The sequence below is a fragment of the Saccharopolyspora indica genome (assembly GCF_027853965.1).
In the GTDB taxonomy this organism is placed as follows: Bacteria; Actinomycetota; Actinomycetes; order Mycobacteriales; family Pseudonocardiaceae; genus Saccharopolyspora; species Saccharopolyspora indica.
This window is the reverse complement of sequence record NZ_JAQGLB010000010.1, coordinates 138,371-164,108: the sequence shown is the minus strand read 5'-3', so window position 1 is coordinate 164,108 and position 25,738 is coordinate 138,371. Positions and strand designations below refer to the sequence as shown.

The 25,738-nt window shown below is 71.7% G+C and carries 24 protein-coding genes; 12 read left to right on the top strand and 12 right to left on the bottom strand.

Annotation, left to right across the window (positions count from 1 at the left end; translation table 11 throughout):
- Position 1: 1 nt before the first annotated feature.
- From OU416_RS22445 to OU416_RS22435, 3 genes are read right to left on the bottom strand one after another with little or no spacing between them, the layout of a single operon-like run.
- The gene (locus OU416_RS22445; RefSeq protein ID WP_270928983.1) at positions 2-3,643 is read right to left on the bottom strand and encodes a hypothetical protein; all 3,642 of its coding nucleotides are present in this window, start codon (positions 3,641-3,643) and stop codon (positions 2-4) included.
- Between the two features lie 4 nt (positions 3,644-3,647).
- Positions 3,648-3,989: a hypothetical protein gene (locus OU416_RS22440; protein WP_270928982.1), complete on the bottom strand. Its 342-nt coding sequence runs from the start codon at positions 3,987-3,989 to the stop codon at positions 3,648-3,650.
- A gap of 49 nt (positions 3,990-4,038) precedes the next feature.
- Positions 4,039-5,109 (bottom strand): PQQ-dependent sugar dehydrogenase, encoded by a 1,071-nt coding sequence (locus OU416_RS22435; RefSeq protein WP_270928981.1) that lies wholly within the window; start codon positions 5,107-5,109, stop codon positions 4,039-4,041.
- A 313-nt stretch (positions 5,110-5,422) separates the two neighbouring features.
- Between OU416_RS22435 and OU416_RS22430 the strand changes: the two genes are divergently transcribed.
- From OU416_RS22430 to OU416_RS22420, 3 genes are all read left to right on the top strand, one after another.
- On the top strand, positions 5,423-6,322 hold the full coding sequence (locus OU416_RS22430; protein ID WP_270928980.1) for an EamA family transporter: 900 nt from the start codon (positions 5,423-5,425) through the stop codon (positions 6,320-6,322).
- A complete protein-coding gene (locus OU416_RS22425) occupies positions 6,319-6,888 on the top strand; it encodes an NADPH-dependent FMN reductase (RefSeq protein ID WP_270928979.1) in 570 nt (189 codons plus the stop codon). Before OU416_RS22430 ends, OU416_RS22425 begins: the two co-directional genes overlap by 4 nt.
- A gap of 94 nt (positions 6,889-6,982) precedes the next feature.
- Positions 6,983-7,528: a MarR family winged helix-turn-helix transcriptional regulator gene (locus OU416_RS22420; protein ID WP_270928978.1), complete on the top strand. Its 546-nt coding sequence runs from the start codon at positions 6,983-6,985 to the stop codon at positions 7,526-7,528.
- Positions 7,529-7,538: 10 nt separating this feature from the next.
- Here the strand turns inward: OU416_RS22420 and OU416_RS22415 are convergent, their stop codons facing one another.
- Entirely contained in the window at positions 7,539-8,060 is a 522-nt protein-coding gene (locus OU416_RS22415) for a DinB family protein (protein WP_270928977.1), read from the bottom strand.
- A 374-nt stretch (positions 8,061-8,434) separates the two neighbouring features.
- On the opposite strand from OU416_RS22415, the gene OU416_RS22410 reads away from it, so the two are divergent.
- A complete protein-coding gene (locus OU416_RS22410) occupies positions 8,435-9,481 on the top strand; it encodes a MerR family transcriptional regulator (RefSeq protein WP_270928976.1) in 1,047 nt (348 codons plus the stop codon).
- A 24-nt stretch (positions 9,482-9,505) separates the two neighbouring features.
- The gene (locus OU416_RS22405) at positions 9,506-10,141 is read left to right on the top strand and encodes a hypothetical protein (protein ID WP_270928975.1); all 636 of its coding nucleotides are present in this window, start codon (positions 9,506-9,508) and stop codon (positions 10,139-10,141) included.
- A gap of 22 nt (positions 10,142-10,163) precedes the next feature.
- Here the strand turns inward: OU416_RS22405 and OU416_RS22400 are convergent, their stop codons facing one another.
- The 4 genes from OU416_RS22400 to OU416_RS22385 all read right to left on the bottom strand — a co-directional run bounded on the left by OU416_RS22400 (position 10,164) and on the right by OU416_RS22385 (position 14,808).
- Positions 10,164-12,239, bottom strand: coding sequence for a sensor histidine kinase (locus OU416_RS22400; protein ID WP_270928974.1), 2,076 nt, complete (start codon positions 12,237-12,239; stop codon positions 10,164-10,166).
- Between the two features lie 191 nt (positions 12,240-12,430).
- The gene (gene pepE / locus OU416_RS22395; protein ID WP_270928973.1) at positions 12,431-13,150 is read right to left on the bottom strand and encodes a dipeptidase PepE; all 720 of its coding nucleotides are present in this window, start codon (positions 13,148-13,150) and stop codon (positions 12,431-12,433) included.
- Between the two features lie 82 nt (positions 13,151-13,232).
- Positions 13,233-13,625 carry a phage holin family protein gene (locus OU416_RS22390; protein ID WP_270928972.1) on the bottom strand — a complete coding sequence of 131 codons (393 nt, stop codon included), beginning with the start codon at positions 13,623-13,625 and terminating at the stop codon, positions 13,233-13,235.
- 217 nt (positions 13,626-13,842) lie between these two features.
- Positions 13,843-14,808: a Ppx/GppA phosphatase family protein gene (locus OU416_RS22385; RefSeq protein WP_270928971.1), complete on the bottom strand. Its 966-nt coding sequence runs from the start codon at positions 14,806-14,808 to the stop codon at positions 13,843-13,845.
- A gap of 248 nt (positions 14,809-15,056) precedes the next feature.
- Between OU416_RS22385 and OU416_RS22380 the strand changes: the two genes are divergently transcribed.
- Entirely contained in the window at positions 15,057-16,103 is a 1,047-nt protein-coding gene (locus tag OU416_RS22380) for an LLM class F420-dependent oxidoreductase (protein ID WP_270928970.1), read from the top strand.
- A 97-nt stretch (positions 16,104-16,200) separates the two neighbouring features.
- Here the strand turns inward: OU416_RS22380 and OU416_RS22375 are convergent, their stop codons facing one another.
- Together OU416_RS22375 and OU416_RS22370 are read right to left on the bottom strand one after the other, a co-directional pair.
- The gene (locus OU416_RS22375; RefSeq protein ID WP_270928969.1) at positions 16,201-17,532 is read right to left on the bottom strand and encodes an MFS transporter; all 1,332 of its coding nucleotides are present in this window, start codon (positions 17,530-17,532) and stop codon (positions 16,201-16,203) included.
- A 179-nt stretch (positions 17,533-17,711) separates the two neighbouring features.
- The gene (locus OU416_RS22370; protein ID WP_270929105.1) at positions 17,712-18,686 is read right to left on the bottom strand and encodes a D-2-hydroxyacid dehydrogenase family protein; all 975 of its coding nucleotides are present in this window, start codon (positions 18,684-18,686) and stop codon (positions 17,712-17,714) included.
- 85 nt (positions 18,687-18,771) lie between these two features.
- Here OU416_RS22370 and OU416_RS22365 point away from each other — a divergent pair, with 85 nt between their 5' ends.
- Positions 18,772-19,515 carry a cupin domain-containing protein gene (locus OU416_RS22365; RefSeq protein ID WP_270928968.1) on the top strand — a complete coding sequence of 248 codons (744 nt, stop codon included), beginning with the start codon at positions 18,772-18,774 and terminating at the stop codon, positions 19,513-19,515.
- Here OU416_RS22365 and OU416_RS22360 read toward each other — a convergent pair.
- Positions 19,478-19,777 carry a hypothetical protein gene (locus tag OU416_RS22360; protein WP_270928967.1) on the bottom strand — a complete coding sequence of 100 codons (300 nt, stop codon included), beginning with the start codon at positions 19,775-19,777 and terminating at the stop codon, positions 19,478-19,480. The genes OU416_RS22365 and OU416_RS22360 overlap by 38 nt on opposite strands.
- Positions 19,778-20,165: 388 nt before the next feature.
- Between OU416_RS22360 and OU416_RS22355 the strand changes: the two genes are divergently transcribed.
- The 3 genes from OU416_RS22355 (at position 20,166) to OU416_RS22345 (ending at position 22,734) form a co-directional block, all read left to right on the top strand.
- A complete protein-coding gene (locus OU416_RS22355; protein ID WP_270928966.1) occupies positions 20,166-20,576 on the top strand; it encodes a hypothetical protein in 411 nt (136 codons plus the stop codon).
- Positions 20,577-20,711: 135 nt separating this feature from the next.
- Positions 20,712-21,626 (top strand): ABC transporter ATP-binding protein, encoded by a 915-nt coding sequence (locus OU416_RS22350; RefSeq protein WP_270928965.1) that lies wholly within the window; start codon positions 20,712-20,714, stop codon positions 21,624-21,626.
- Positions 21,627-21,741: 115 nt separating this feature from the next.
- Entirely contained in the window at positions 21,742-22,734 is a 993-nt protein-coding gene (locus tag OU416_RS22345; RefSeq protein WP_270928964.1) for an ABC transporter permease, read from the top strand.
- A 42-nt stretch (positions 22,735-22,776) separates the two neighbouring features.
- Here OU416_RS22345 and OU416_RS22340 read toward each other — a convergent pair whose 3' ends face one another.
- Positions 22,777-23,232 carry a nuclear transport factor 2 family protein gene (locus OU416_RS22340; RefSeq protein ID WP_270928963.1) on the bottom strand — a complete coding sequence of 152 codons (456 nt, stop codon included), beginning with the start codon at positions 23,230-23,232 and terminating at the stop codon, positions 22,777-22,779.
- An 83-nt stretch (positions 23,233-23,315) separates the two neighbouring features.
- Between OU416_RS22340 and OU416_RS22335 the strand changes: the two genes are divergently transcribed.
- Together OU416_RS22335 and OU416_RS22330 are read left to right on the top strand one after the other, a co-directional pair.
- The gene (locus OU416_RS22335) at positions 23,316-23,876 is read left to right on the top strand and encodes a TetR/AcrR family transcriptional regulator (protein WP_270928962.1); all 561 of its coding nucleotides are present in this window, start codon (positions 23,316-23,318) and stop codon (positions 23,874-23,876) included.
- A gap of 290 nt (positions 23,877-24,166) precedes the next feature.
- A complete protein-coding gene (locus OU416_RS22330; protein ID WP_270928961.1) occupies positions 24,167-25,666 on the top strand; it encodes an amino acid permease in 1,500 nt (499 codons plus the stop codon).
- The last annotated feature ends 72 nt before the right edge of the window (positions 25,667-25,738 follow it).

Sequence of the window (25,738 nt, the reverse complement as noted above, 5' to 3'; positions counted from 1 at the left end):
GTCAATGCTGATCGGGACGCGAGCGCCGCTGGCCGCTCCGCAACAGCGCGACCACCTCTGCGCCGACCGCATCGACGACGTCGGGCAGGAAGTCGCCCGCCTCCTCCACGACGCAGCTCCACTCGCTGCTGTCGCTCGACCGCAGCGCCTCGGCGAGCAGCGGGCGGGCTGCGGCCGCATCACCGTCGGCCAGCAGAGCCACGGCGATCGCCCTCAACACCCAGGCGCGTTGAGTGGCATCGGTGAGCACGGCGTTCAGCGCGAGCGCGCCGTCGAGATCACCCGCCCTCACCATGGCTCTGGCCACCGGCGCGGCCAACCCGCCCTGATCGAGGTACCAGACCGTGCTGGCCTGGGCACGAATCCTGCCGACGACCCGTTCGACGACGTCCGGCACCTCGCGAGGATCGTGCACGGCCAGCACACCTGCGACCAGCACCGCGAGCTCGCTGCTCAGCGGCGGATCGGGTTCGGGCGTGGCCCGCAGGTAGGCGATCACGTCGCGGGCGATGGTGCGGGCGCGGTCGGCTTCGCCCACCGCGATCAGCGGCTCGACGAGCATCGCGCGCAAGACGATCCGGCCGTCGGGTGACGGCACATCGGCGTACCACGCCTCGACATCGCGGGCGAGTTCGCTGGCCGAGTCCGGCCGGCCCGCTGCGAGCAGGGCCTGGTACGACACCTCCCATCCGGCGCCGCGGTTCCGGTGCACGAAGTCGAGCGCTCGCTGCGGCTCACCAGCGTGCACGAGGGCCATCGTGATCGCCGCGCCCGGGGCATTGGCCCGCCGACCGCCGTCGATCAGGGCTTCCGCCTCGCGGAGCCACCGATGCGCCCGGTCCACGTCACCCGATCGCAGCAGCGCAGCTGCCGCCCAGGCCAGCGCCCGCACGCTCTCGTTGCCGCGGTCCTGCTCCCCCGCGGTCTCCTTCACCTCCTCGGCGAGCTCGATCAGGCGGGTTGCCGAGTCCGGGTCCGCCACCCCGGCGATGACTTCGGCGTGCAGCAGCTCCGCCCGTTGAAGAGGATCGGGAAGCCGGTCGGCGATGACTCGGGCACTGGTCAGATCTCCTGCCGTGATCAACGCCTTGGCGGTGGTCACGTACCCGTCGGACTGCCGATCCATGATCTGGCTGCCCAGCACTGCGGCCTCCACCTGCCGCAACAGCGACTCAGCTCGGCTGGTGTCCCCGCGTCCGGCGAGGGACTCGGCCACCGCGGTGAGACCTTCGGCAGGGATCCAAGAACCCGTGGTGCTCCGCGCGGTGGCTTCTGCGGCGTCGAGCTCACCGAGGGCGCAGAAGATCTTCGTCGCGTCCACGATGGCGGGGCCGGGGTTGCGGACGTGGTGGGCGAACTCGTCGCGCAGCCTGACTGCGACCACGCGCGCTCCCACGCAATCGTCGGCGCGCGCAAACGCCAGACCGACCTTGCCCAGGATGTGCGCGATGTTGAAGTCGTCCATCAACCCGTCGAGAAGCGCCGCTGCCCAGTAGGCGTCGCCTTGGCGGGCGCAGGCGACCGCCAGGTGTTCCGCGCAGTGCTTTCGATCCGAGGGCTCGGTGATCTTCCTGACGAGTCCGTACGCGCGGGCGAAGTGCCCGGCCTCGGCCAACGCCCGCACCGCGTTCTCCAGCGCCCGGATCGGATGCGCATCGGTGTGCCGCCGCACGAGCGAGGTGGCCTTCCTGGCGTGTGCACGCGCCCGTCGGCGCGCGCCCAGTGCGTTGAGGCAACGCACCACCGCGAGCGAGGACTCCGCTCCCCCGTCCGGGTCGTCCGGAGCCAGTGCCAGATCCCGGGCCCGCGCGATCAGGCCCCAGGCCCGCTTGCGATCGCCGATCACCGCCAGCGCACGGGCGAACTTCGCGAGCTCCACAGCCGTTCTGGCCGGGCTCCGGAATGGCTCGCGCGCCGCCAACTCGAACTCGCGGAGCAACGCCTGAGCTCGCGCACGGGCTCCCGAGTCGGCCAGTTCGCCTGCGGCGGCCAGCAGCGCGGCACGCCGGTGACCTCGCCCGCTGGTGAGGCGGTCCACGTCGGCGACCCGGTCGATCTCGCCCGCCTTGGCCAACGACGTCATCGCCGCCGACAACCGGCCTTCCCGTTCGAGCAGGAAGGAATCCGCGCAGGCCTCCGCGACCACCTGGTCGATGGCCTGGTGCGCGAGTTCGGACTGCCCAGCGGCGAACAGAGCATCCGCGGTGGACACCAGCGACTCCGTCCTGGGGCCACGCGCGCCCACCGAACGGGCTAGGGAGAGCGCGCGGTCGTAGAAGCCCAGCGCAGCCCACACCGCAGGTAGTCGGGCAGGGATGCCGATACCGCGAATTCGCAGGTGATCGCGGTGCACGGCCAGCCTCGCGGTGGCGGGCAGATCGACCGGGTCGGCGTCCGCGAGCGTGTCGAGCAGCAGCTCGATCTCGTCCATCGCGTGCGCGTCGCCGCCGGAGGCGTCGAGCATGCGGTGGTGGCGATCGGGGTCGGTGCTCAGTTCGATCGCCCGCGCGGTGTCGCCGGAGGCGAGCAGCATCGAGTGGTAGCCGTGCAGCAGGTATTCGGGCGTGCCCCGCGGCCAGCGGCGGTCGCGGTACCGGTCGGCCCACTCGTGCAGCCGCGACCGGTGGGTCGCGAGGCGTTCGTCGCCGAGTGCGGCGACGACCCCGGCGTGCAGCTCCTCGTGGCCGAGCAGGTAGACGTCCGGCAGCTCGCCCGGCCGGAACCTGCTGTCCCGCCGGGTGAAGCTGCGGCTCGCGACCGTGCGCAGCTGGTCGTCGACCTGCTGCCGGGTCTGCCCGGTGAGCTCCGCGAGATCGGCACCGGTCAGCCCGCCGCCCGCGGCGACGAGCAGGCCGAGCAGGTCTTGTTCGGCGGGCGAGCCGCGCAGCAGGCGCGAGAGCTCGCGTTCCATGTCGGTTCGCGCCACCTGCGCGGCCGCCGAAGTGGTCAGCGGGTGGACGGCGGCCGTGCGCAACGGGTGGTGCGCGGGCACGTCGCCGGGGATCGGCGGGTTCGGTCGTCCCGCAACGACGACCCGCATCCCGGCCGGGGGCTCCACGGGCAGCAGTGCGGCGATGCTGCGGTCCTCGCCGACGACCGCGTCGGCGCTCTGGTCCTCGTCGAGCCCGTCGACCAGGAGCACCAGCGTCTCGCCCGCGGCCCGGCAGGCGTGCGCCGCGGTGTCGAGCAGCCCGAGCAGACGGGTGGCGCGGGCAGCGTCGGTCACGGCCACCGCCGGTCCACCGACGAGCGCCTGAAGCTGTTCCAGGACGTTGTCGACGAAGGCCGCCCGGCCGCTCTGCCCGGCCAGCCGGGCCGTGATGAAGAACGACACGACCCGCACGTTCGGCGGTGGGTGCAGCGCGAACCACGACATCAGCGCCGTCTTGCCCGCCCACGCGGGCGCGCGCCACCACATGTAGGCACCCGCCGGGGAGGTGCTCCGGCAGAACGCGGTCAGCTCGGCGAGCTCCCGCTCCCGCGCCAGCAGCTCCGGCGGTGCGATGCGGCGGACCTGGTGCAGGTAGCCGCTCCGCACCGGGCTCGCGGGCAGCAGGTACACGTCGCCGATGTGCACACCCGTGTTGGCGTACCCACCAGGCCCCGCGGCGGCATCACCGGTGCGGGAGGCCTCGATGCGCACGCGGTCAGTCGAGTCTGGCACCGCTGTTGGCGTCCCCTCCGTCAGCCACTGCGTCACCGGTGTTCTCGGCCCGCGCGGAACCTGCTGCCCCGCCTCGCACTCCGCTGTTGGCCGAGCCACCGCCCCGCGCTTCCGCGCGCCCGGTGCGCCGCACCCTCACCGACGGCCCCCGCGCGGAGGTCCGCAGCGCGGCCCAGATGGCCACTCCGACCGCGGCGACCGCGCCCAGTGCCGAGGCGAAAGCGGCCACCTTGTTGGCGTCGTCCCAGCGCGCCACCGCGAACCATCCGCCGAGCCCTGCGACGGCCAGGCAGGTCAGCAGCAGCACCGCGCGCCCCGTGTTCACCCGATCACGATCCCACAGCACCGGCGGTGTCCGAGGTGATTCGGCCAGGTCAGTCGGGGTCGGTGCGCAGGACGTGGTCGTCGCCCGGGCGCGGGTCGCCGCGGCCGTCGGTGTTGTTCGTGAGGATCCACAGCTCGCCGTCCGGGGCGAGGACGACGTCGCGGAGTCGGCCGAACTCGCCGGTGAAGTGCTCGACCGAGGTTGCCGGGGCGGTCAGCGGGATCTCGCGGATCCGCTCGCCGCGCAGGTTCGCGACGTAGGCGGTGTCCCCCGCGATCGTCATGCCGCTCGGACTGGCGTCCGCCGGGTCCCACTGCTGGACGGGGTCGATGAACCCGTCCTGGTGGGCGATGCCCTCCACCTCGGGCCAGCCGTAGTTGCCACCGGGTTCGACGATGTTCAGCTCGTCCCAGGTGTTCTGGCCGAATTCCGTGGCGTACATCGTCGCGTTCGCCGACCACGCGATGCCCTGCGCGTTGCGGTGGCCGTAGCTGTGCACGAGCGAGCCGGGGAACGGGTTGTCCGGCGGTACACCGCCGTCCGGGGTCATCCGGAGGATCTTGCCCGCCAGGGAGCCGAGGTCCTGCGCGCTGCCGCGGTCCTGGGCGTCGCCGGTGGTGGCGTAGAGCATCCCGTCCGGGCCGAACGCGATGCGGCCGCCGTTGTGGATGCCGGCGGCGGGAATCCCGCCGAGGACCGCCTGCGGTGCGCCGAGGCGCAGCGCCCCCGCGCCACCGGTGAGCGCGTAGCGCTCGATCCGGTTCTCCTCGCCTGCGGTGAAGTACGCGTACAGGTACCCGTCCCGCGCGGCGATTCCGAGGAGCCCGCCTTCGCCGGTGCCCTCGACTCCTGCGATCGTGCCGATCGGGCGGGCGTCCCCGGTCGGGGTCAGCTCGACGATCCGGGCGGTGTCCCGCTCGCTGATCAACGGGGTGCCGTCGTGGAACGCGATCGACCAGGGCGCGCCGAGTCCGTCGGCGACCACCGCCGGTTCGCCCCAGCGGGATTCCGGTGGGGCGGCGACCTGGCTGGTCGTGCACGAGGTCAGGGCGAGCACGGCGGCGGCGAGCTGGAGCACCCGCCGCGCGGTCGTGCCCCACCCGGCAGCACGATCGTCCATGCCCTCAACGGTAGGCGAGATCGCCACCGCGGCGGAATCCCTCCAGCGCACCAGCCGCGCGGTCGCAGGATCGTGTTCGACCCTCGATCCGTTGCGGGACAGCCGTTTCAGGCCCGGCCGAGGGACGGCGAGCGGCGGGTGCTCCGCACGAGCACGACGGACAGCACCGCGGCGATCGCGAACGCCGCGGAGGCGATCGCCGGGAGCCGGTTCGCGCACCGCCCGTCGCCAAAAACCTCGACATCGAGATACTTGACAGCGACAGTTCCGGATGATTTTATCTCGGCATCGAGAGAAATCGAGGGCGGACGACATGGCCACCATCACCACCAGCGCATCCCCGACGCCCCTCCGGGCACCGGCGTCACTGCGCGACACAGCACTCACCGCGATCGCTCCCGCGAGCTTCGGAACCGTCTACGCGGCAACGGCTTTGCTGCTCCCGCCGGACCGGCCACTGCTGGCCGGGGCGATGCGGGCCCTGCCAGCGGGGCTGCTCGTCCTGGCCCTCACCCGGACGCTGCCGCGCGGGGCGTGGTGGCTGAAGGCCAGCGTGCTCGCGCTCCTCAACGTCGGGGCGTTCTTCCCGCTGCTGTTCCTCGCCGCCTACCGGCTGCCCGGCGGGTTCGCCGCCGCGCTCGGGGCGCTGCAACCGCTCATCGTCGCCGCGCTGGCGGCGCTGCTGCTGAAGACGCGCACCCCGGGACGGATCCTGCTCGCCTTCGTCGTGGCGGCGATGGGGATCGGGCTGATGACGATCACCGCCGTCACCGTGCCGGACCCGGTCGGCGTCGCCGCCATGCTGGCCGCGACGTCGCTCATGGGCCTGGGGATCGTGCTCGGGAAGAAGTGGGGCTCGCCGGTTCCGCCGCTGACCATGACCGGCTGGCAGCTCACCATCGGCGGCCTCGCCCTCTGGCCGCTGACCCTCGTGGCCGAAGGGCTGCCCGCGACGATCACCGCCCAGAACGTGGCCGGGTTCGTCTACGTCGGGCTCGTCGGCACCGCCCTCGCCTACACGCTGTGGTTCCGCGGCGTGCAACGACTCGCCCCCACCGCGGTGTCCCAGCTGTCCACTGTGAACCCGCTCGTCGCGGCCCTGGCCGGTTTCGTCCTGCTCGGCCAGACCCTCACCCCTTGGCAACTCGTCGGATTCACCGTCGCACTGCTCGCGCTCATCGCGGGCCAATCCATGAACAGGAGCACGAAATGACCACCCCCGCACCCGAATACCACGTCCTCGCGCTGTCCGGCAGCCTGCGGGCCGACTCCTACAACACCGCACTGCTGCGGGCGGCCCGCGATCTCGCACCGGGCTCGATGTCCGTGCGCGTGCACCCCGGACTCGGCGATCTGCCGCTGTACAACCAGGATCTGGAGCAGGGCGCGTTGCCGGACGCCGTGCACGAGCTGCACCAGCAAGTCCTGCGGGCCGACGGACTGCTGATCGCGACGCCGGAGCACAACGCGGCGATCCCCGCCGCGCTGAAGAACGCGATCGACTGGATGAGCCGGATGCCGTCCGGGGCCGGGATGAGCGGAAAGCCGGTCGCGGTGGCGGGCGCCTCGCCCGGGGCGCTCGGCACGGTGCGGGCCCAGCTCGGCCTGCGCCAGATCCTCACCAGCGTCGGCGCCGACGTCCTGGCCAAGCCGGAGGTGATCGTGTTCGGCGCGCACGAGAGGTTCGACGGCGACGGCACCGTGACCGACGAGTTCACCCGAACCCTGCTCACCGACCTGCTGTCCGAGCTGGCGGCGCGGATCAAGCGAGGCAGCTGACGACCGGGACCGGCAGTCCTGGTGAGCACGCACCGAGGGCACCCCGTCCCGCGCGCGGGACGGGGTAATCTCGGCGTCGAGGTAAGGAGCGGGGATGAGCGACAGCGTCGACGTGATCATGGACCTGTGGCGCGACGAAGCGCCGGAACTGGCCGACGACCTGTGGCCGGTGGCGATCGTGGGCCGGGTCCAGCGGCTGTCCCGCATCCTCGACCGCGCGCTGAAGGCGTTCTACGCCGAGCACGGCTTCGAGGTGTGGGAGTTCGACGTGCTCACCACGCTCCGGCGCTCCGGGCCGCCGTACGAACTCACCCCCGGCGCGCTGCTCGACGCGGCGATGATCACCTCGAGCACGGTCACCAACCGCATCGACCGGATGGAGTCCAAGGGCCTGGTCGAGCGCATCCGCGACACCGACGACCGCCGCTCGGTCCGCGTCCGGCTCACCGCGCACGGGACCGAGGTCGTCGACCGGATCTTCCGCCTCCACCTCGCCAACGAAGCACGGCTCCTCCCGGACTACAGCCCGGCCGACTACGAACGCGTCGTCGGCGAACTCCGCCGCCTCCTGGAACACCTCGACGACCACCTCGACCGCGACCGCGCCACCTCCGCGCCGGCGGCCAAGAAGCCGCGCTGACGCCCCCGGTTCACCAGCCGCGGGCGCCGTCCCACTGCTCGCGGAGGATGTCCGCGTGGCCAGCGTGGCGGGCGGTGTCCAGCGCGACGTGGCAGAGCGCCCAGCGCAGCGTGTAGTCGTCGTCGGTCTGCGCTCCGGTGCTGTCCAGGTCCAGCTCGTCGATGATGCGGTCGCTCTCCCGGCAGGCCTCGCGGTAGCGGTCCAGCAGACTGGTCAGGGTCTCGCCGTCGGCCACGATCCAGTCGCCGTCCGGGTTCTGCCGGTCGAACGGCATCGCGATCTCCCGGCCGCCCAGCACGACCTGGAACCAGTGCTGCTCCACGGTGGTCAGGTGCTTGACGATGCCCGCCAGCGAGGTGTTCGACCGCGTCGGGTTGTGCCGGGCGTCGTCGTCGGAGAGACCGGACGTCTTGCCCAGGACGGTCTTGCGGCCGAACTCCAGCCACGCTCGGAGCATCTCCTTCTCGCCGAGCCCGTGCTTCGGGATCTGGCGCTGCACCGCCTCTGCGCAAACCGGAACGTGCTGTGCCATGTGAGTGCTTCCTCTTCGTGGGCGGAAGAACGGCATCGGATACCGATCAGCATAGGGCGCACCACGCCCTCGACTCGCAGCCGATCGGATCATCCGCCGGCTTCCGCGACGGCAGGTTCGCGGAGCAGGAGCCCCCGACGTTCCCGGACCGCCACCCTCGCCGATTGTCCATTGTGGACCAGATTCCTGCGTTCAGCCAGACCGGGCATCGCCGCCGACCGAACACCTCTCGTTCAGGTGCTGAGTCCGCGGATGTCACGAACGACCCCGCGGGTGGCCTCGAGTTGCGCCTGCCCTCCGAGGCCTCGCCGGACCTGACCCGGTCAGGTCAGCGATTTGACCCTCAAGTCGCTTGAAGGCCGACAATCGCCCTCATGGACGACGAGCTGCTGAACATCGGTGCCTTCGCGCGGCAGGCCGGGCTGACGCCGAGCGCGCTGCGGTTCTACGACGACTGCGACGTGCTGCTCCCCGCGCACGTCGACGCGACGACCGGGTACCGCTACTACTCCCCCGGCCAGCTCTCGCGCGCCGTGCTGCTGCGCCGGTTGCGGGCGGCGGGAGTGCCGTTGCCCGAGGTCGGCGCGGTGCTCGACGGGACGGCCGAGCAGGCCCGTGCCGCGCTGACCGCCCACGCCCAGCGGGCGCGAGACCTGGCGGCGGCCGCGCAGGCCGAGATCGGGGAGATCCTGCGCTCGCTGCCGGGCGGTGCGCGCAGGACGCTGGTCCGGGTCGGCGGAGCGGAGCTGGCCAGCGCCGTGCGCCAGGTGTCGCCGTCGGTCGCCGGAGCCGCTGCGCGGGCGGAATTCCCGGTGCTGGGCTGCATCCTCGTCGAGCTCGACGAGGAGGTGCGGCTGGTCGCCACGGACCGCTACCGCCTGGCGGTCCGGACGCTGCGCCCGGTGTTCGCCGACGGCGCCGCGACCGGCCTCGTGGTCGACGCCGCGGCATTGGCCGACGCCGCGTCCTGGGCCTTGCCGCTGGCCGAGGTCGGCATCGAGGTCGACGATCGCGGCGCGCGGCTGCACGCCGGCGGCCGGTCGCGGGACCTGCCGACCTCCGACGAGACCTTCCCCGACTACAAGCTGATCCTGGACGAACTGCCCGCTCCGGAGAACCGGGTCATCACCGACCGGAGCGCCCTGTGCGCGGCGCTGCTCCACGCGCCCGGCCCGGTCGTCCTGCGCACCGACGACGGCCACCTGGTGATCGCCGACCGCGACGGGAACATCACCGAGCGGCCCGCAGTGCACACCGGGCCACCGCTGCGCATCGCCTTCGACCCGGCGGTGCTCGTACCGGCGCTGGAAGCCGGTGTGGGGCCCGACGTCCTGCTGGAGCTCTCCGCACCGGACCGGCCGGTGGTGATCCGCTCCGCCGACCAGGGCAGCTTCACCACCCTGGTCATGCCCGTGCGCTGAACGCCCGAAGAGAGGAACCCGACCGTGAATCCCGAGAATCCCGTCATCCGGCTGTGCTCGCAGGGCATGCAGGCCGAGGCCGAAGGCCGGGACGACGACGCTCGCGAGCACTTCCAGCAGGCCTGGGAACTCGCCGCCGACGACTACGAGGCCAGCATCGCCGCCCACTACCTCGCCCGGCACCAGCCGTCTCCCGAGCAGGCGCTGCGCTGGAACCAGGAGAGCCTGGCCCGCGCGGAGCGGGTCGCCGACGAGCGGGTGGCCGGTTTCTTCACCTCCCTGCACCTGAACCTGGCGAGGTCCTACCGGGACGTCGACCGGCCCGACCGGGCGCAGGAGCACTTCGCCGCGGCGGCCCGGCACATCGGCGACGTCCCGCCCGGCCAGTACGCGGACTGGACCCGGTTCGCCATCGCCGAGGGGCTGCGCCCGGTCAACCCCGCCACCGAGCTGATCGACGACCTGATCGCGGAGTTCTGCGCCCGCCGGGACTTGAAGGCGCTGGCCCTCGTGCTCCCCGCGCGGCTCGGCGATCTCGGCACCGACGAGGACCGCACGCGCCTGCGCACCGCCCTGCACATGCTGCACGCCGCCCGCTGGCTGCCCGACGGCGAACAGGACGCCCTCGGCCGGGCGATCACCGCGCTGACACCCGCATGACCGACCACTGTGGACGGCCCGGTCAGTCGCCGGGCCGGTCCCGGCCCTTCCACTTCGGCCGGACCCGGTCGTCCGAGGCGTTCGACGGCCGCTCGGCGCCTGCCGACGTCGGCAGGCGCAGCAGGTCCGGCTCCTCCGACCGGTCCTCGAACAGCCGGTCGTGCGCCACGATGTTGGCGGGCAGCCGGACGTAGGCCACCGTGCCCTCCCCCGCCGCCTCGCGCAGCTCCACCTTGATGCCGCGCCGGGACGCGAGCACGGCCACCACGAACAGACCGAGGCGGGAGTCGCCGCGCAGCGTGATGTCCTCGAACTTCGGCTTGCTGGCCAGCAGGACGTTGGCCTCGTCGCGCTCGGCCGGGCGCATCCCCAGGCCCTCGTCCTCGATCCGCACCAGCACCCCGCCGCGAGTGGTGTCGCCGCAGTAGACCTGCACCCGCGAGTTCGGCGCGGAGAACGACGTGGCGTTGTCCATCAGCTCGGCCAGCAGGTGGATCACGTCGCCCACCGCCGCGCCGACCACCGAGAGATCCGGCGCCCGGTGCACCTGGATGCGGTCGAAGTGCTCGGTCTCGGCGACCGCCGCGCGCACCACGTCGGCCAGCCGCACCGGCTTGCGCCACTTCCGCCCCGCCTGCACCCCGGCCAGCACCACCAGGTTCTCGGCGTTGCGGCGGGCGCGGGTGGCGAGGTGGTCCAGCTCGAACAGCCCGGCCAGCCGCTCCGGGTGCTCCTCGTTGCGCTCCATCCGGTCGAGCACCTTCAGCTGGCGGTGCACCAGGCCCTGGTTGCGGTGCGCGATGCCGAGGAAGACCTTGTTGAACCCGGCCTTGGCGTGGTTCTCCTGCACCGCGGCCGCCACCGCCGTGTGGTGCGCGGTGTTGAACGCGTCGGCGACCTGGCCGATCTCGTCGGTGCCGTAGTCCAGCGGTGCGAGCTCGGCCTCCACGTCGACCTGCTCGCCGCGCTCCAACCGGGACATGATGTCCGGCAGCCGGTCGTGGGCCAGCCGCAGCGTGTCGTCGCGCAGGCTCGCCAACCGGGAGACCAGCGTCCGGTCCACCAGGCCGCGGGCGACGCGGGCGGCCAGCACGATGCCGACCAGCACTACCAACAGCCCCACCAGGCTGATCGCCAGCACTTCCAGGAGCCGTCTGTTGCCGTTGTCCAGGCCGAGCTCGACGCCTTCGCGGGCCTGCTGCTGGGCGACCTCGATCAGCTTCTCCGAGACCTCCGCGGTGACCTGACCCCACTCCACCGGATCCACCGAGCGGACGCCCGGCCGGGGCGGGCGCTCGATCAGCTCGTTCTCGAAGGCGACCAGCTTGCGCCAGGCCTCGCTCGTGGTGAGCTGCCGCAGGAGGGCGGCGCCGTTCGGCTCCATCACGGGGAGGTTCGTGTCGATCCTGGCGTGGTAGGAGCCGACCAGGTGCGCGAACGTCACGTGATCGATGTCGCCGAACCCGCCGCCGGCCAGCGCGGCGCTGCCCAGGGACGCGGCCTGCGACATCTGATCGGCCGCCCGGACCACCTCGCTGCCCGCCAGCCCGGCGTGGCTGGCCTCCAGGTCCGGCACGATCCGCGCCTGGGTGTCGAACAGGTCGGCCCAGGCGTCCAGCAGCCGGTTGTAGTAGTCGAAGGTCTCCTGCCGCGAGATCGCGCCGGAGTCCATCCCGGCCCGCCGGTCCGGGAGCTCGGCCAGCAACCCGTCCAGCGTCCGGACCTGCCCGGCGATCGCCTGCGGTGAATCGGCGATCAGCCCGTCGAAGTTCGGCCGGGTCCGCGCGAGCGCGTCATCGGTCCGGGCGCGCTGAGCGGCCATGGCGCCCGGATCGAGGTCCGGACGGCTGAAGCGCTCCAGCGCCATGCGGCGCTCCGCCTGCAGCTCGACCAGGCTCCGGCCCGCCGGGAGCGAGGCCTCCTGGACCCCGCGGGCGACCATCACGGCGTAGAAGCCGTCGTAGATCGTCAACGAGGAGAACCCGAGCCACAGGACCAGCAGGATCACGCTGGGCACCAAGCCGACGCGCGTCAGGCGGGCCCGGATCGTCTTGTACTCGCTCCCGGAACTGCTCGTCCGCGCCACAGTGCTCCGCAACCGTCGAACCGACCCAGTGTGCTCCCGCATGGTGCCCGCGCCGCAGTCAGCGGGATTCCACCACTTGGCCCAGGGCGGAGCGCCGATCGGCGGCGTCCCGCTCCAGCGCCCCTCGGCAGGATGTCCGCACCATAGCACAGGGTGATCGAACGGCTACGCGAATCCGGCTGCGGCGCTGGGAGATCCGGGCCTCAGGAGTCAAAGTGCGGCTCGGTGTTCAGCAGCGATGTGAGGTCCGCTCCCGGTGCGAGCTCTCGGGGATCGGCGCCGCGGCTGAACAAGCGCGCACCAGTGGTGCCACCGAGCTCGGCCCGATCGCCGCGCACGCGCAGCCAGGAGCCCTCGCGAACGCCCAGCACCGGCACGTCGTTGTCCTCCAGGAACTCCGCGATCCGCTGCTCCCGGGTCTCGCCCATGTGCGTGCTGCCCGGATCCGGGTCCACGTAGTGCGGGTTGATCTGGAACGGCACCAGCCCGATCGCCTCGAACGACGGCGGCTGCACGATGGGCATGTCGTTGCTGGTGCGCAGGGTCGGGCAGGCCATGTTGGTGCCGGCGCTGGCGCCCATGTACGGCGTGCCACCGCGCACCGCCTCGCGCAGCGCGGTGACCAGGCCGAGCCGGTGCAGCGCGGCGAGCAGCCGGAACGTGTTGCCACCGCCGATGAACACCGCCTGCGCGTCCCGGACCGCGGCGACCGGATCGGCCGACCGGTGGATGCCGTCGACGGTGATGCCGTGCGGCGCGAGCGCCTTCTGCACGGTGTCGGTGTAGCCGTCGTGGTCGCGCTTGGCGAACGGCACGAACAGCAGCCGGTCCCGGCCGGTCAGCAGCTCGGTCACCGCGGACGCGGCGTGCTCGAGAAAACCGGTGCCGTGCTTCACCGAACTGGACAGCAGCAGCAGTTCCACGTCGTCCTCCTCCTGGTCGACACCAGTTCCGAATCCAGCGCCGCGCCGCGCGATCCACAGTGGACCGGACAATTCCGCGGGGTCAGCGGCGGTAGTCGTCCTGGAGCTGGGCGCGGCGGACGATCCCCGCCAGCGCGCTGCTGACGATCGTGACGATCAGCGCGCCCCAGAACGCCGGCCAGAAGCCGTCCACGTGGAAGGGCAGGCCCAGCCGGCCGGCCAGGTAGCTGGTCAACCAGAACAGCAGCGCGTTGACCACCAGGCCGAACAGCCCGAGGGTGATCAGGTAGAGCAGGCAGCCCAGCGTCTTCGCGATGGGCTTGAGCACCAGGTTGATCATGCCGAAGATCACCGACACCGCGAGCAGGGTGAGCACCTTGGCGGTGGTGTCCTCCCCGGACAGGTCGATGCCCGGCAGCGCGGTGGTGATCCACACCGCCACCATGGTGATCAGGAGCTGCAGCAGAACTGCCACGTCAGGTCCCCCTACGATTCGTCCGCGAGCGGTGCGGGCCGCTCACCCTGCTGTCGAGCACGTCCACCGCTCGCCGCGGGTTCACCGCGACCGGAGCGCCACGCGCTCGCCGCCGGCGGTTCCGCGATGCGAAAGGGCAACTGGAACTCCCTCCGGCGTCTCGATCGTGAACGATCCCGACGCTACCGGCATCCGGGGGTCGCGCGCCGCTTCGGCGTCAGCGGAACAGGGTCGTCATCAGCTCGCGGACGTCGCCGTCGGCCTCGCCGTGCGCCTCGGCGAACCGGAAGACCAGGCCTTCCCGCAGGCCCCACGGGCAGATCTCCAGCTCGTCCACGCCGATGGTGCGCAGGATGAGCTCCGCCACGATCGCACCGGCCAGGATCCGCCGGGCGCGGCTGCGCGAAACGCCGGGCAGCGCCGCGCGCTGGGCCTGGTCGAGCTCGGCCAGCCGCGGGATCCACGGGCGCAGCTTGGCGCGCGAGAGGCGGTCGGGGTGACGGGCGAGGCGGTCCGGCGTGCTCTCGGTGAGCACCGCCAGCTGCCGCAGCACCTTCGACAGCGCCACCGGGTGTCCCAGATCGGCCTCGGCGAAGCGGCTCAGCGAGCGCGAGATGGTGCGCCGCACGGCCTCGACCAGCTCGTCGACCTGCTGCGGGTGCGGCGGATCGTCCGGCAGGTACTGCCTGGTCAGCCGCACCGCACCGATGGGCAGCGACACCACGTCGGCGGGCTCCAGGTCCAGCCCGGTGGCCACGTCGATGGTGCCGCCGCCGATGTCCACAGTGGTCATCGGCTGCCCGCAGCGCGCGTGCCAGCGCCGGGCCGCGTGGTAGGTGACGGCGGCTTCGTCGCGCGGGCTGAGCACGCCGATCCGCACTCCGGCGGCCTCGCTGAGCTCCTCGCGCAGCCGCGCGCCGTTCGCCGCGTCGCGCACCGCGGACGTGCCGAACGCGACCAGCGTGTCCGGCCGCTGGTCGGCGGCAGCGCGCACGCAGTGCTGCACCGCGCGCACCGCCAGCTCCACGCCGCGCTCGTCGACGACGCCGTCGACTCCGGTGCGCTCGGCGAGGCGGGTGCGGGCCTTGACGCTCCAGTCCGCTCGCGGCATCCGGGACCGGCCGAGGTCGACGATCTCCAGGCGCGCAGCAGTGGATCCGATGTCCAGCAGGGCGAGCTTCATGCCCGGCCCACCCGCGCACCGCGCGGCCTGTTCGGCGCTTCGATGCGGTAGTGGGGCGACATGCTCCCATTGTCGGGGCCCGAGCGTCCGGAAAACCGGCCAGACCGACCTTTTCCTGAGATTTCGGTCACATCCACGGCCGGGCGAGGCGATTCACGCCACCCCCTACTCGGCGGTAACCTCTCCGCACGACCTCGGCGGCGTGCCCGGCTGGACAGCGCCGCTGCCGCAAACCGGAAGGACGGCCGATGCGCATCGGGATGCCGCTGAACTACAGCGGGGGCTTCAAGGAAACCGTCGACGACCTGGCCACCTACGAGAAGGCCGGGCTGGACATCGTCTACGTCCCGGAGGCGTACTCGTTCGACGCGGTCAGCCAGATGGGCTTCATCGCCGCCCGCACCGAACGCCTGGAGATCGCCTCCGGCATCCTGCAGATCTACACCCGCACGCCCACCCTGACCGCGATGACCGCCGCGGGCATGGACTACGTCTCCGACGGCCGCTTCACGCTGGGCATCGGCGCATCCGGACCGCAGGTCATCGAGGGCTTCCACGGCGTGCCCTACCACGCACCGCTGGGCCGCACCCGCGAGATCGTCGACATCTGCCGCCAGGTGTGGCGGCGGGAGAAGGTCGAGCACAGCGGCAAGCACTACGCCATCCCGCTGCCCGCCGAGCAGGGCACCGGGCTGGGCAAGCCGCTGAAGCTGATCAACCACCCGGTGCGCGAGCGGATCCCGATCATGATCGCCGCCATCGGCCCGAAGAACGTCGAGCTGGTCGCCGAGATCGCCGAGGCGTGGGAGCCGATCTTCTACCTGCCGGAGCGCGCCGGCGAGGTCTGGGGCGAGCCGCTGGCGGCGGGCAAGGCCAAGCGCGACGCGTCGCTGCCGCCGCTGGACGTGGTCGCCCAGGCACCGCTGGCCATCGGCGAGGGCCTGGAGGACCTGCTCGACTTCGTCCGCCCGCACGTGGCGCTCTACGTCGGCGGGATGGGCGCGAAGGGCAAGAACTTCTACAACAACCTCGCCCGCCGCTACGGCTACGAGGCCGAGGCGGAGCTGATCCAGGACCTCTACCTCAGCGGCCGCAAGGAGGAGGCCGCCGCGGCGGTCCCGCGCGACCTGCTGGAGAAGACCTCCCTGATCGGCCCGGAGAGCCACGTCAAGGAGCGGCTGGCGGCCATGAAGGAATCGGGCGTGACGACCCTCAACGTCACCCCGCTCGCCGGCGACTCCGAGACCCGCGCCAAGCTCATCGAGCAGGTCAAGCAGCTCGCCACCGACGTCTGACCGCACCGTCAAGTGAAAGGTGAAGGGCACCTTCCGCCAAGTAACTTGGTGAAAGGTGCCCTTCACCTCGTCTTCCTTCACTCGATCGGTGCTGGGGTCAGGGTTTGGTGGCGGTTGCTCGGAAGTGGGGTTCCGGGCGGGTCTCGCGGAGCAGGAGGGCCGAGGCCAGGGTGCACAGGCCCATCAGGAGCAGGTACGCCGAGACCGATGCCGAGCTGCCCGTCGCCGCCAGCAGCGCCGTCATGATGAACGGCGTTCCGCCGCTGACCAGGATCGCCGCCAGCTGGTAGGCCAGGGACGCGCCGGAGTAGCGCACGCGGGGCTCGAACAGCTCGCTGAGGTAGGCCGCCAGCGGGCCGTAGGTCAGGCTCGACCCGATGCTGCCCACCGCGGCCGCGACCGCCACGCCGAGCACGGTCGCGGTGTCCACCAGCCAGAAGAACGGGAACGCCCACACCGCGAGCAGCCCGGCACCGGCCAGGATCAGCGGGCGGCGGCCCCAGCGGTCCGACAGCGCACCGCTGAGGAAGATCACGAAGACGCCGACCAGCGAGGACACCAGGGAGATCGCGAGCAGCGTCTGGCGCGGCATGCCCAGCTCGCGCGTTCCGTAGTCCAGCAGCCCCGAGATGCTGATGTAGAAGATCGAGTTGGTGGCGAACAGCAGACCGGCGCCGAGCAGCACGGTCCGCTTGCGGGTCCGCAGGACCTCCACCAGCGGTGCCCGCACGACCTGCTCGTCCCGCTTCTCCTTGCGCTCCCGCAGGTCGCGGAACACCGGGGTGTCCTCGATCTTCAGCTGGATGAACAGCACCACCGGAGCCAGCACCGCGCTCGCCAGGAACGGGATCCGCCAGCCCCACGCCAGGAACGCCTCCGGGCTCAGCGCGGCGCCGACCACCAGGAACACCACGTTGCCGAGGATGACGCCCAGCGGGACGCCCATCTGGCCGAAGGTGCCCGCCATGCCCCGCCGCCCGCCGTCGGCGTTCTCGGTCAGCAGCAGCACGATCCCGCCCCACTGCCCGCCGACAGCGATGCCCTGCAGGAACCGCAGCACCACCAGCAGGACCGGCGCGGCCACGCCGATCGTCGCCGCACCGGGCAGCACCCCGATCAGGAAGGTCGCCGCACCCATCATGACCAGGCAGGTCACCACCGCCGGCTTGCGGCCGGCCTTGTCGCCGAGGTGGCCGAAGACCAGCCCGCCGATCGGCCGGGCGATGAACCCGGCCCAGAAGGTGGCGAACGACAGCAGCACGCCGATCAGCGGGCTCGCGCCCGGGAAGAACAGGTGGCCGAAGACCAGCGCCGCGGCCGTGGCGTAGATGAAGAAGTCGTACCACTCGATCGAACTGGCGATCAGCGCCGCGATCAGCAGCTTCTTCGGCGTTCCCGGGGTTCGTTCGGCTGGTGCACCGGCAGTCATGGGCGGGCTCCCCTCGGCTGGGCTGGAGACGAAGATCAGACCGACTGGTTGGTATGACTGTGATCTGCGTCTCTCCAGCCGTCAAGGCCGAGTCGTCATCCAGACGGAAGCCGTATCAGTGCCCGATTCGCACGATCGGCGACAGCCCGGTGAAGGGCACCTTTTAGCAATTTACTTGCCTAAAGGTGCCCTTCACCGGCGTTGAGGACGCGGATCGGGGTGCCGCGCAGGTGGGCCGCGATGTCTTCGACGGTGTCGGTGTAGAAGGCCCGGTAGGTGTCTTCGGTGACGTAGCCCAGGTGCGGGGTGAGCACCGTGCGCGGCGTGGTGCGCCACGGGTCGTCCGCAGGGAGGGGCTCCTGGGCGAAGACGTCGATGCCCGCACCGGCGAGCCGCCCCTCGTGCAGCGCCGCTCGCAGCGCGGCCTCGTCGACGATCGGCCCGCGCGAGGTGTTGATCAGGTACGCGGTCGGGCGCATCAGCGCCAGCTCGGCGGCGCCGACCAGGCCGCGGGTCCGGCGGCTGAGCACGGTGTGGATGGTCAGCACGTCGGAGGCGGCGAACAGCTCGTCCTCGTCCACCCGCCGCGCACCGGCCGCCGCCGCGGCCTCGTCGGTGAGGTTCTGGCTCCAGGCGATCACGTCCATGCCAAACGCCCGCCCGACGGCGGCGACCTGCGAGCCCAGCCGCCCCAGCCCGAGCACGCCCAGCGTCCGCCCCACGACCTCCAGGCCGACGCCGCGCTGCCAGCCGCCCTCCCGGATCGACCGGTCCTCCTCCGGGATCTTGCGCAGCAGCGCGAAGATCAGCCCCCAGGTCAGCTCGGCAGTCGGCGCCCACGCGCGCTCCGCGCCCGCTCCCCCGGTGCCGGAGACGACGACGCCCAGCTCGCGCGCCGCGGCCATGTCGATCGACGCGTTGCGCATGCCGGTGGTCACCAGCAGCTTCAGGTTCGGCAGCGCCGCGAGCACCTCGCGCGGGAACGCGGTGCGCTCGCGCATCGCCGCGACCACCTCGAAGGGCTCCAGCCTGCGCACCAGCTCCGCCTGGTCGGCGATGTGCTCGTGGAAGAACTCGACCTGCGCGGGCAGCGAACCCCAGTCCGCGCAGTCCCGCGCGACGTCCTGGTAGTCGTCCAGCACCGCAACCCGAATCGCCATGTCCCGATCTTATGGGGCTCGCGCCGAACGAGCCCGGACACCGGCGCGCCATCCTGGGCGGAAGCGGGAAACTGTCGGGGTGACTTCGACGCTGCTGCATCTGCTGCCGCTGAGCGCCTTCCACGCCGACCGCGACTCGCCGATCCGGGTCGCCAGCCTCCAGACGGACGGCTTCGTGCACTGCTCGCAGGACGTGCGCACCGCACTCGCCGTCGCCAACACCGTGTTCCGCCCGGCCACCGAGCCGATGATCGCGCTGGAGCTCGATCCGGCGAAGCTCTCCGCACCCGTGCGCTGGGAGCCCGCCCACCCCTCGCCGCCGTACAGCTTCTCCCCCGACCAGCTGTTCCCGCACGTCTACGGCCCGCTGGAGCGCAGCGCGGTGATCGGCGTCCGCTACGCGCGGCGCGATCAGGCGGGTGACTTCGTCTCGCTGGAGACCCGCAACCGGACCGCCGAGGAGTTCGACCTGCTGCCGCACCCGTCGGGCGGCTGGCACCGGCGCACCTGGACCAGCCCGCAGGGCGGATCGCGGCCGGTGGCCACGGCCGGCTACTTCCTGCTGCCGCCCGCCCAGCGCTCGGAATGGCGGTCGGTGGACTCCGACGTGCTGTGGCTGTGGCACCGGGGCGGCCCGCTGGTCCTCCTGCTGGGCGGCGACGGGCCGGAACCGGCCGAGCCCGAGCAGCGCGTGCTGGGCGCGGGCGCCGGGCAGTCGCCGCAGCTGGTGGTCCCCGGCGGGGTCTGGTACCGGGCGCAGGCCGCCGCGACGGTCGAAACCCTGGTCAGCTGTGTTGCTTCGCCCGGCATGGCACCGGTGTAGGCCGGTCGAAGGAGCGTCTCGGGCCGGGCTTGCGCATGGCACCGGGCCCGCCCGCCGGAACCCGGCGCGGCACCGGGATCGCGTAGCGCCACCGGACGACCAGCAGGTTGGGCCGGACGGCCTGGCGGCGGTGCCTGCCCGCGGCGGGCGCGCGCCTGCCGAGCATCCGGTGCTCGACCCAGGACATCAGCAGCGGCGAGCCGAGGAGCGCACCCAGCCCGATCGATGCGGCCAACGCGAATCCAGCCAGCGAGTTGATCACCGGCACCCACCCCCCGTATGCGTAAGACCGGGCCACCTCGTGTTTCGGCGGCTGGCAAGACGCGCCGACCGGCACCGCACCGATGCGGGTGAACGGGGGCCCTTTGGATTCACCGTAGGACGGGCTGGTCGGGGCCGCTGGGCACGTCCGCCCCGGTCGCCCGAACAGGTGATATCGGATGCGGAGTCCTTGATCGGGCGGATCGCGCGGATCGGGCGCTACCATCGGATATCGGGAGTTCCGACCGCGTTCGAGCGGTGTGACCTGGCCCTCGACCGGGCAACCGAGCAGCAGCGGGGTGCGTGTTCGGCACCAGCCGCCCAATTCCGACGAGCGCGGTTCGCACCGGCGGCGGACCGCGATCGATGCACGGGGAGGTAATCGGGTCGTGAGGGGTTACGCCGTCCACCTGTTGTTCCACCTGCTGGCCATCGCGGCCGGTGCCGGCTGCGGCGCGGCAGGCGCGCTCTGGTGGTCCGGCGGCGAACCGACCGGCCTGTGGCTGGCCATCGGCGCCCTGATGATCGGCATCATCGTGCTGGTGCTGGAAGGGCTCTACATCAGCGCGAGCCAGCCGCCGCGCGCACCGGTCCCGCCGCCGCAGTCCCGCCCGCGGATGCCGGTCCCGCAGCGCCCGCGCGAGCGCACCCGCCCGGACCTCGAACCGGTCGCCGCACCGTCGGAGACGGTCTTGCAACCGGCCCCGGAAGGAACCTCGGTGGACCAGGAGACCAAGACCTCGGCCCTCGACGCGCTCAACTCGCTGAGCAAAGCAGACCAGCCGAGCACCAAGTCCTGACCGCCCGGATGGGCCAACCGCGCCCGCCACCTGGCCGCAAAGCGCTTTCTCGCGGATATCGGCGACTCGGCGCGCAACCTGATCGCACTCCGGTGCGTCCTACGACGCAAGATCAACGATCAGGAGTGCCACACGATGCCTACGCAGGACCATGCCGTCCTGGCCAGGGATGTGCGACGCCGGTTCGGCGCGGTGGAGGCCGTGCGCGGAATCGATCTCGACGTCCCCTACGGCGAGGTCACCGCCCTCGTCGGGCCGAACGGCGCGGGCAAGACGACGTTGCTGCTGATGCTGGCCACGCTGCTGGCACCGGATTCCGGCGAGCTGCGGGTGGCGGGTTCCGACCCGGTCGCCGATCCGCTCGCGGTGCGCCGCCAGCTCGGCTGGATGCCCGACACCTTCGGCGTCTACGACCAGCTGACCACCCGCGAGTACCTGGCCTTCTTCGCCGCCGCCTACCGGATGCCCGCCGCCGACGCCCGCGCCCGGGTCGCCGAGCTGCTCGCCCTGGTTCGCCTCGCGGGATTCGCCGACCAGCCGGTGCACGTGCTCTCACGAGGCCAGAAGCAGCGCCTCGCGCTGGCTCGCGCGCTGGTGCACCGGCCGTCGGTGCTGCTGCTCGACGAACCGGCTTCCGGGCTGGACCCGCGCTCCCGCGTGGAGCTGCGCGATCTGCTGCGCGCGCAGGCCGGCGAGGGCACCGCGGTGCTGGTGTCCAGCCACATCCTGAGCGAGCTGTCCGAGATCGCCGACCGGGTCGTGTTCATCAACGGCGGGCAGACCGCCGGGCAGCACCGGATGGACGAGCTCGACCACCGCGCCACCTGGCGGGTGCGGGCGGTCGCCGGTGATCTGCCCGCCGCGCTGGCGCAGCGCGAGATCGAGCACTCCGCGCACTCCGCGGGCGTCGACCTGCAGGTCGAGTCCGAGCAGGCCGCGGCGGAGCTGCTCGCCCAGCTGATCGCCGACGGCGTGCGGGTGTCGAGCTTCGCCCCGGTCGGCAACCACCTGGAGTCCGCCTACCTGGCCTACACCGAGGAGCGCCGATGACGCCCAACCGCACCTCAGGGGACCGTGATGCAACCCAGCCACGAGAAACCGCCAAAACGGCAGAGCAACGCCAAACGCAACCACCACTGAAAAACGCGGAGAGGCGGGACCGCCGATGACCCTCAGCGGGATCAAGATCGTGGCCGCGCAGGAGTTCCGGGTGCGGTTGCGCACCGGCCGGTGGCGCTGGCTGCTGATCGCGTGGGTCGCCGTCATCGCGGCCTTCACCGGGCTGCTGCGGTACGGACTGGGCGTCGCGCGCGCGACCTCCGACATCGGCATGGACAACATCGGCCTGCCGCTGTTCGGCAGCCTCATGCTGTTCGTGCTCGGGCTGGCGCTGCTGGTGTCCCCGGCGCTGGCGGCGCAGTCCATCAACGGCGACCGGGAGCGCGGCACCCTCGCCACGGTGCAGGTGACGCCGCTGACGGCGTGGGAGATCACGCTCGGCAAGTTCGCGGCGTCCTGGATCACCGGGCTGGTCTTCCTGGCGCTGACCCTGCCGTTCGTGGCGTGGGCGGTCCTGGAGGGCGGTGTCGGTCCGCTGCGCGCCCTGGCGGTGATCGCGGTCGTCGCGGTGCTGATCGGCGTGATCTGCGCGATGGCGCAAGGCCTGTCGGCGCTGTTCGCGCGTGGGATCACCTCGACGCTGATGGCCTACCTGCTGGTGTTCGCGCTGACCGTGGGCACGATGATCACCTTCCTCCTGTCGCTCCCGATGACCATGCAGGAGAAGCACTTCACGGTCGAGGGGCAGACCTACACCAGAACCATGGCGCAGCCGGACCTCGTGTGGTGGCTGCTGGCGCCGAACCCGTTCGTCATCCTGGGCGACGCGGCCCCGGCCCCGCCGATGCAGTTCAACCCCTACACCGGCAAGGACGAGCCGGTGGTCGACGCGGACCCGCTGGCCAGCATCGGTGTCATGGCGCGCGCCATGCGCACGGACATCGAGACCTACGACCCCGAAACCCCGACGTCGAGCCCGGCCGTGTGGCCCTACGGGCTCGGGTTCAACGTGCTGGTGGGTGCCGGTGCGCTGACGCTGAGCGCGCGCCGCCTCCGCACCCCCGTGCACAAGTTGTCGCGCGGCGTCCGGATCGCCTGACCCCCCGGTGCGTGCGGTACCGGGCGGTGCCGCACGCACCGGTCAGCGGATCGGGATCGGCTGCCCGCGCTCGGATTCCGGGCGGGGGCCGAAGATCCGGCGTTCGGCGGCGGTGATCGGCACGTCGTTGATGCTGGCCTCGCGGCGGCTCATCAGGCCCTCCGCGGTGAACTCCCACAGCTCGTTGCCGTAGCTGCGCCACCACTGCCCGGCCTCGTCGCGGCTCTCGTACTGGAAGCGCACCGCGATGCGGTTCTCCCGGAAGCTCCAGAGCTCCTTGCGCAGCGCGTAGTCCTGCTCGCGCGCCCACTTCTGCCGCAGGAACTCGACGATCTCCGCGCGCCCGGTGACGAACCGGTCGCGGTTGCGCCACACCGAGTCCGCTGTGTACGCCGCGGCGACGCGCTCGGGATCCCGGGTGTTCCAGGCGTCCTCCGCGGCTTGAACCTTCTGCGCGGCGGTGCGCTCGTCGAACGGCGGGAAGGGCGGGCGGGTCATGGCAGGCCTCCTCGTGGAGAACGGTCGTTCTCCGGGTAGTGTAGAGAACGACCGTTCTCCGCACCACCCCGGAAGATCACCACATGGACCGCAACGAGGCCGCGGACAAGCTGCTGGACACCGCCGAAGCCCTGTTCTACGAGCGCGGCATCCAGGCCGTGGGCATGGCCGAGCTGCGCACCGCCTCCGGCGTCTCGCTCAAGCGCTTCTACCAGTGCTTCGCCTCCAAGGACGAGCTGGTCGAGGCCTACCTGCGCCGCCGCGACGGGCGCTGGCTGGCCGCGCTGGCCGCGCACGTCGAGCGCAGCGGCGAGCAGTCCGTGCTCGCGGTCTTCGACTGGCTGCACCAGTGGTTCGGCGAACCGGGCTTCCGCGGCTGCGCGTTCCTCAACTCCTTCGGCGAACTCGGCGGCGTGGCTCCCGCGGTGGCCGAAATCGCCCGCGAGCACAAGCGGGCCCTGCGCGACTACCTGCGCGAACTCACCGGGCGGCTCGACGCGGCCGATCCGGATGAGCTCGCCGAGCAGCTGCTCATCCTGGTCGAGGGCGCGATCAGCACCGCCGCCGTGAACGGCCGGGCCGACTCCGCACGCACCGCACGATCCGCCGCCGCGGCGCTGGTCGCAGCCCGCGAGAAGAGGTGAACGGGGTCACAATTCAGTACTGAGGGCACTGTCGGCGTAGCCGTCCGCGCCTTACAAGCGGCGTCAGCCGCTTTGAGTACGTACGCAGCTTGCACCGCTGCGGGTTCTGAGTGCTTTCCTGGCGAGGACGGCCCCTCCGCCGTGTATCTGGTCATACATCAGGAGGGGCACCCGCAGTCCAGGGAAGCACTCAGGTTCCGCCACCCGCACCGCCACGCAAAACGACCACAAGCAGGCTCTGAGCGTGCGGGCCAACCCGACCTGCCGGGGCTGGGGTGAGGAGGCCACCCATGTCCATCATGCGTGTCAAGTCGGTCGAGCAGTCCATCAACGATGCGGAAGCCCCGGAATTCCGGCTCCGGCGCGTGCTGCGCGCCGTGGACCTGCTGGGCATCGGCATCGGGGCGATCATCGGGACCGGCATCTTCGTGCTCACCGGGGTCGCCGCGGCCACCGACGCGGGGCCGGGCATCTCGATCTCGTTCGTCATCTCCGGCATCGCCTGCGGGCTGGCCGCGCTGTGCTACGCCGAGTTCGCCTCGGTGGTGCCCGTCGCCGGCTCCGCCTACACCTTCTCCTACGCCTCGCTGGGCGAGTTCTTCGCCTGGCTCATCGGCTGGGACCTGATGCTGGAGTTCATCATCGGCGCTTCCACGGTGTCGGTCGGCTGGTCGCAGTACTTCGTCGAAGCGCTCAGCGCGATGGGCCTGGCGCTGCCCGAGGCGCTGACCGCCGCACCCGGCGCCGGCGGCGTGGCCAACCTGCCCGCCGCGATCATCGCCCTGCTGCTGACCGTCGTGCTGGTGATCGGCATCCGGCTCAGCGCCGCGGTCACCAACGTCGTGGTGGCCATCAAGCTCGTGGTGGTGCTGTTCTTCATCATCTTCGGCGCGTTCTTCGTCAAGGCCGCCAACTGGACCCCGTTCATCCCGCCGCACCAGCCGCCGGAGCCCGGGGCCGTCGCCGCACCGCTGGAGCAGCCGCTGATCAACGCGATCTTCGGGCAGACCGGTTCGTTCGGACTCAGCGGCCTGGTGGCCGGTGCCGCGCTGGTGTTCTTCGCCTACATCGGCTTCGACATCGTCGCCAGCGGTGCGGAGGAGACCCGCAGGCCGCAGCGGGACATGCCGATCGGCATCCTCGGCTCGCTGGCCGTCTGCTCGGTCCTGTACGTGCTGGTGTCGCTGGTGATGACCGGCATCGTCAAGTACGACCAGCTCAACACCGCGGCCCCGATGGCCACCGCGTTCCAGGCGATCGGCGCGCCGTGGGCGGTCGGGCTGGTCTCGCTGGGCGCCATCGCCGGGCTGACCACGGTGATCCTCATCCTGATGCTGGGGCAGGCCAGGGTCGGCTTCGCGATGAGCCGCGACGGGTTGCTGCCGGTGTGGTTCGCCAAGGTGCACCGCAAGTACCGCACGCCGTACCGGATCACCGTGATCACCGGTGTCGTGGTGGCGATCATCGCCTCGCTGACCCCGATCAACGTGCTCGCCGAGATGACCAACATCGGCACGCTGTGCGCCTTCGTGCTGGTGTCGATCGGGGTGCTGGTGCTGCGCCGCACCCGCCCGGACCTGCCGCGGGCGTTCCGGGTGCCGTGGGTGCCGGTGATCCCGGTGCTGGCCGCGGCGGCCTGCCTGTACCTGATGCTGAACCTGGAGGGCTGGACCTGGATCCGCTTCGGCGTCTGGATGCTCCTCGGCCTCGTCCTCTACTTCGTCTACAGCAGGCACAACAGCCGCCTCGCCCGCGGCGAGACCATCGAAGAAGCCGCCGACGAGCTCTGACGGCATCACCCGGGGCGGCGTCAATTTCGTACGAAATTGACCAGGGCCCGGGTGACGGGCGGTTTCGCGGGA

Bases quoted from the DNA above. Each gene is read 5' to 3' on its own strand.
- OU416_RS22330 (WP_270928961.1), top strand. From the start codon at position 24,167: ATGTCCATCATGCGTGTCAAGTCGGTCGAGCAGTCCATCAACGATGCG.
- OU416_RS22425 (WP_270928979.1), top strand. From the start codon at position 6,319: ATGACCACCCCCGCACCCGAATACCACGTCCTCGCGCTGTCCGGCAGC.
- OU416_RS22415 (WP_270928977.1), bottom strand. From the start codon at position 8,060: ATGGCACAGCACGTTCCGGTTTGCGCAGAGGCGGTGCAGCGCCAGATC.
- OU416_RS22335 (WP_270928962.1), top strand. From the start codon at position 23,316: ATGGACCGCAACGAGGCCGCGGACAAGCTGCTGGACACCGCCGAAGCC.
- OU416_RS22340 (WP_270928963.1), bottom strand. From the start codon at position 23,232: ATGACCCGCCCGCCCTTCCCGCCGTTCGACGAGCGCACCGCCGCGCAG.
- OU416_RS22375 (WP_270928969.1), bottom strand. From the start codon at position 17,532: ATGACTGCCGGTGCACCAGCCGAACGAACCCCGGGAACGCCGAAGAAG.
- OU416_RS22385 (WP_270928971.1), bottom strand. From the start codon at position 14,808: ATGAAGCTCGCCCTGCTGGACATCGGATCCACTGCTGCGCGCCTGGAG.
- OU416_RS22430 (WP_270928980.1), top strand. From the start codon at position 5,423: ATGGCCACCATCACCACCAGCGCATCCCCGACGCCCCTCCGGGCACCG.
- OU416_RS22435 (WP_270928981.1), bottom strand. From the start codon at position 5,109: ATGGACGATCGTGCTGCCGGGTGGGGCACGACCGCGCGGCGGGTGCTC.
- OU416_RS22380 (WP_270928970.1), top strand. From the start codon at position 15,057: ATGCGCATCGGGATGCCGCTGAACTACAGCGGGGGCTTCAAGGAAACC.
- OU416_RS22410 (WP_270928976.1), top strand. From the start codon at position 8,435: ATGGACGACGAGCTGCTGAACATCGGTGCCTTCGCGCGGCAGGCCGGG.
- OU416_RS22345 (WP_270928964.1), top strand. From the start codon at position 21,742: ATGACCCTCAGCGGGATCAAGATCGTGGCCGCGCAGGAGTTCCGGGTG.
- OU416_RS22420 (WP_270928978.1), top strand. From the start codon at position 6,983: ATGAGCGACAGCGTCGACGTGATCATGGACCTGTGGCGCGACGAAGCG.
- OU416_RS22350 (WP_270928965.1), top strand. From the start codon at position 20,712: ATGCCTACGCAGGACCATGCCGTCCTGGCCAGGGATGTGCGACGCCGG.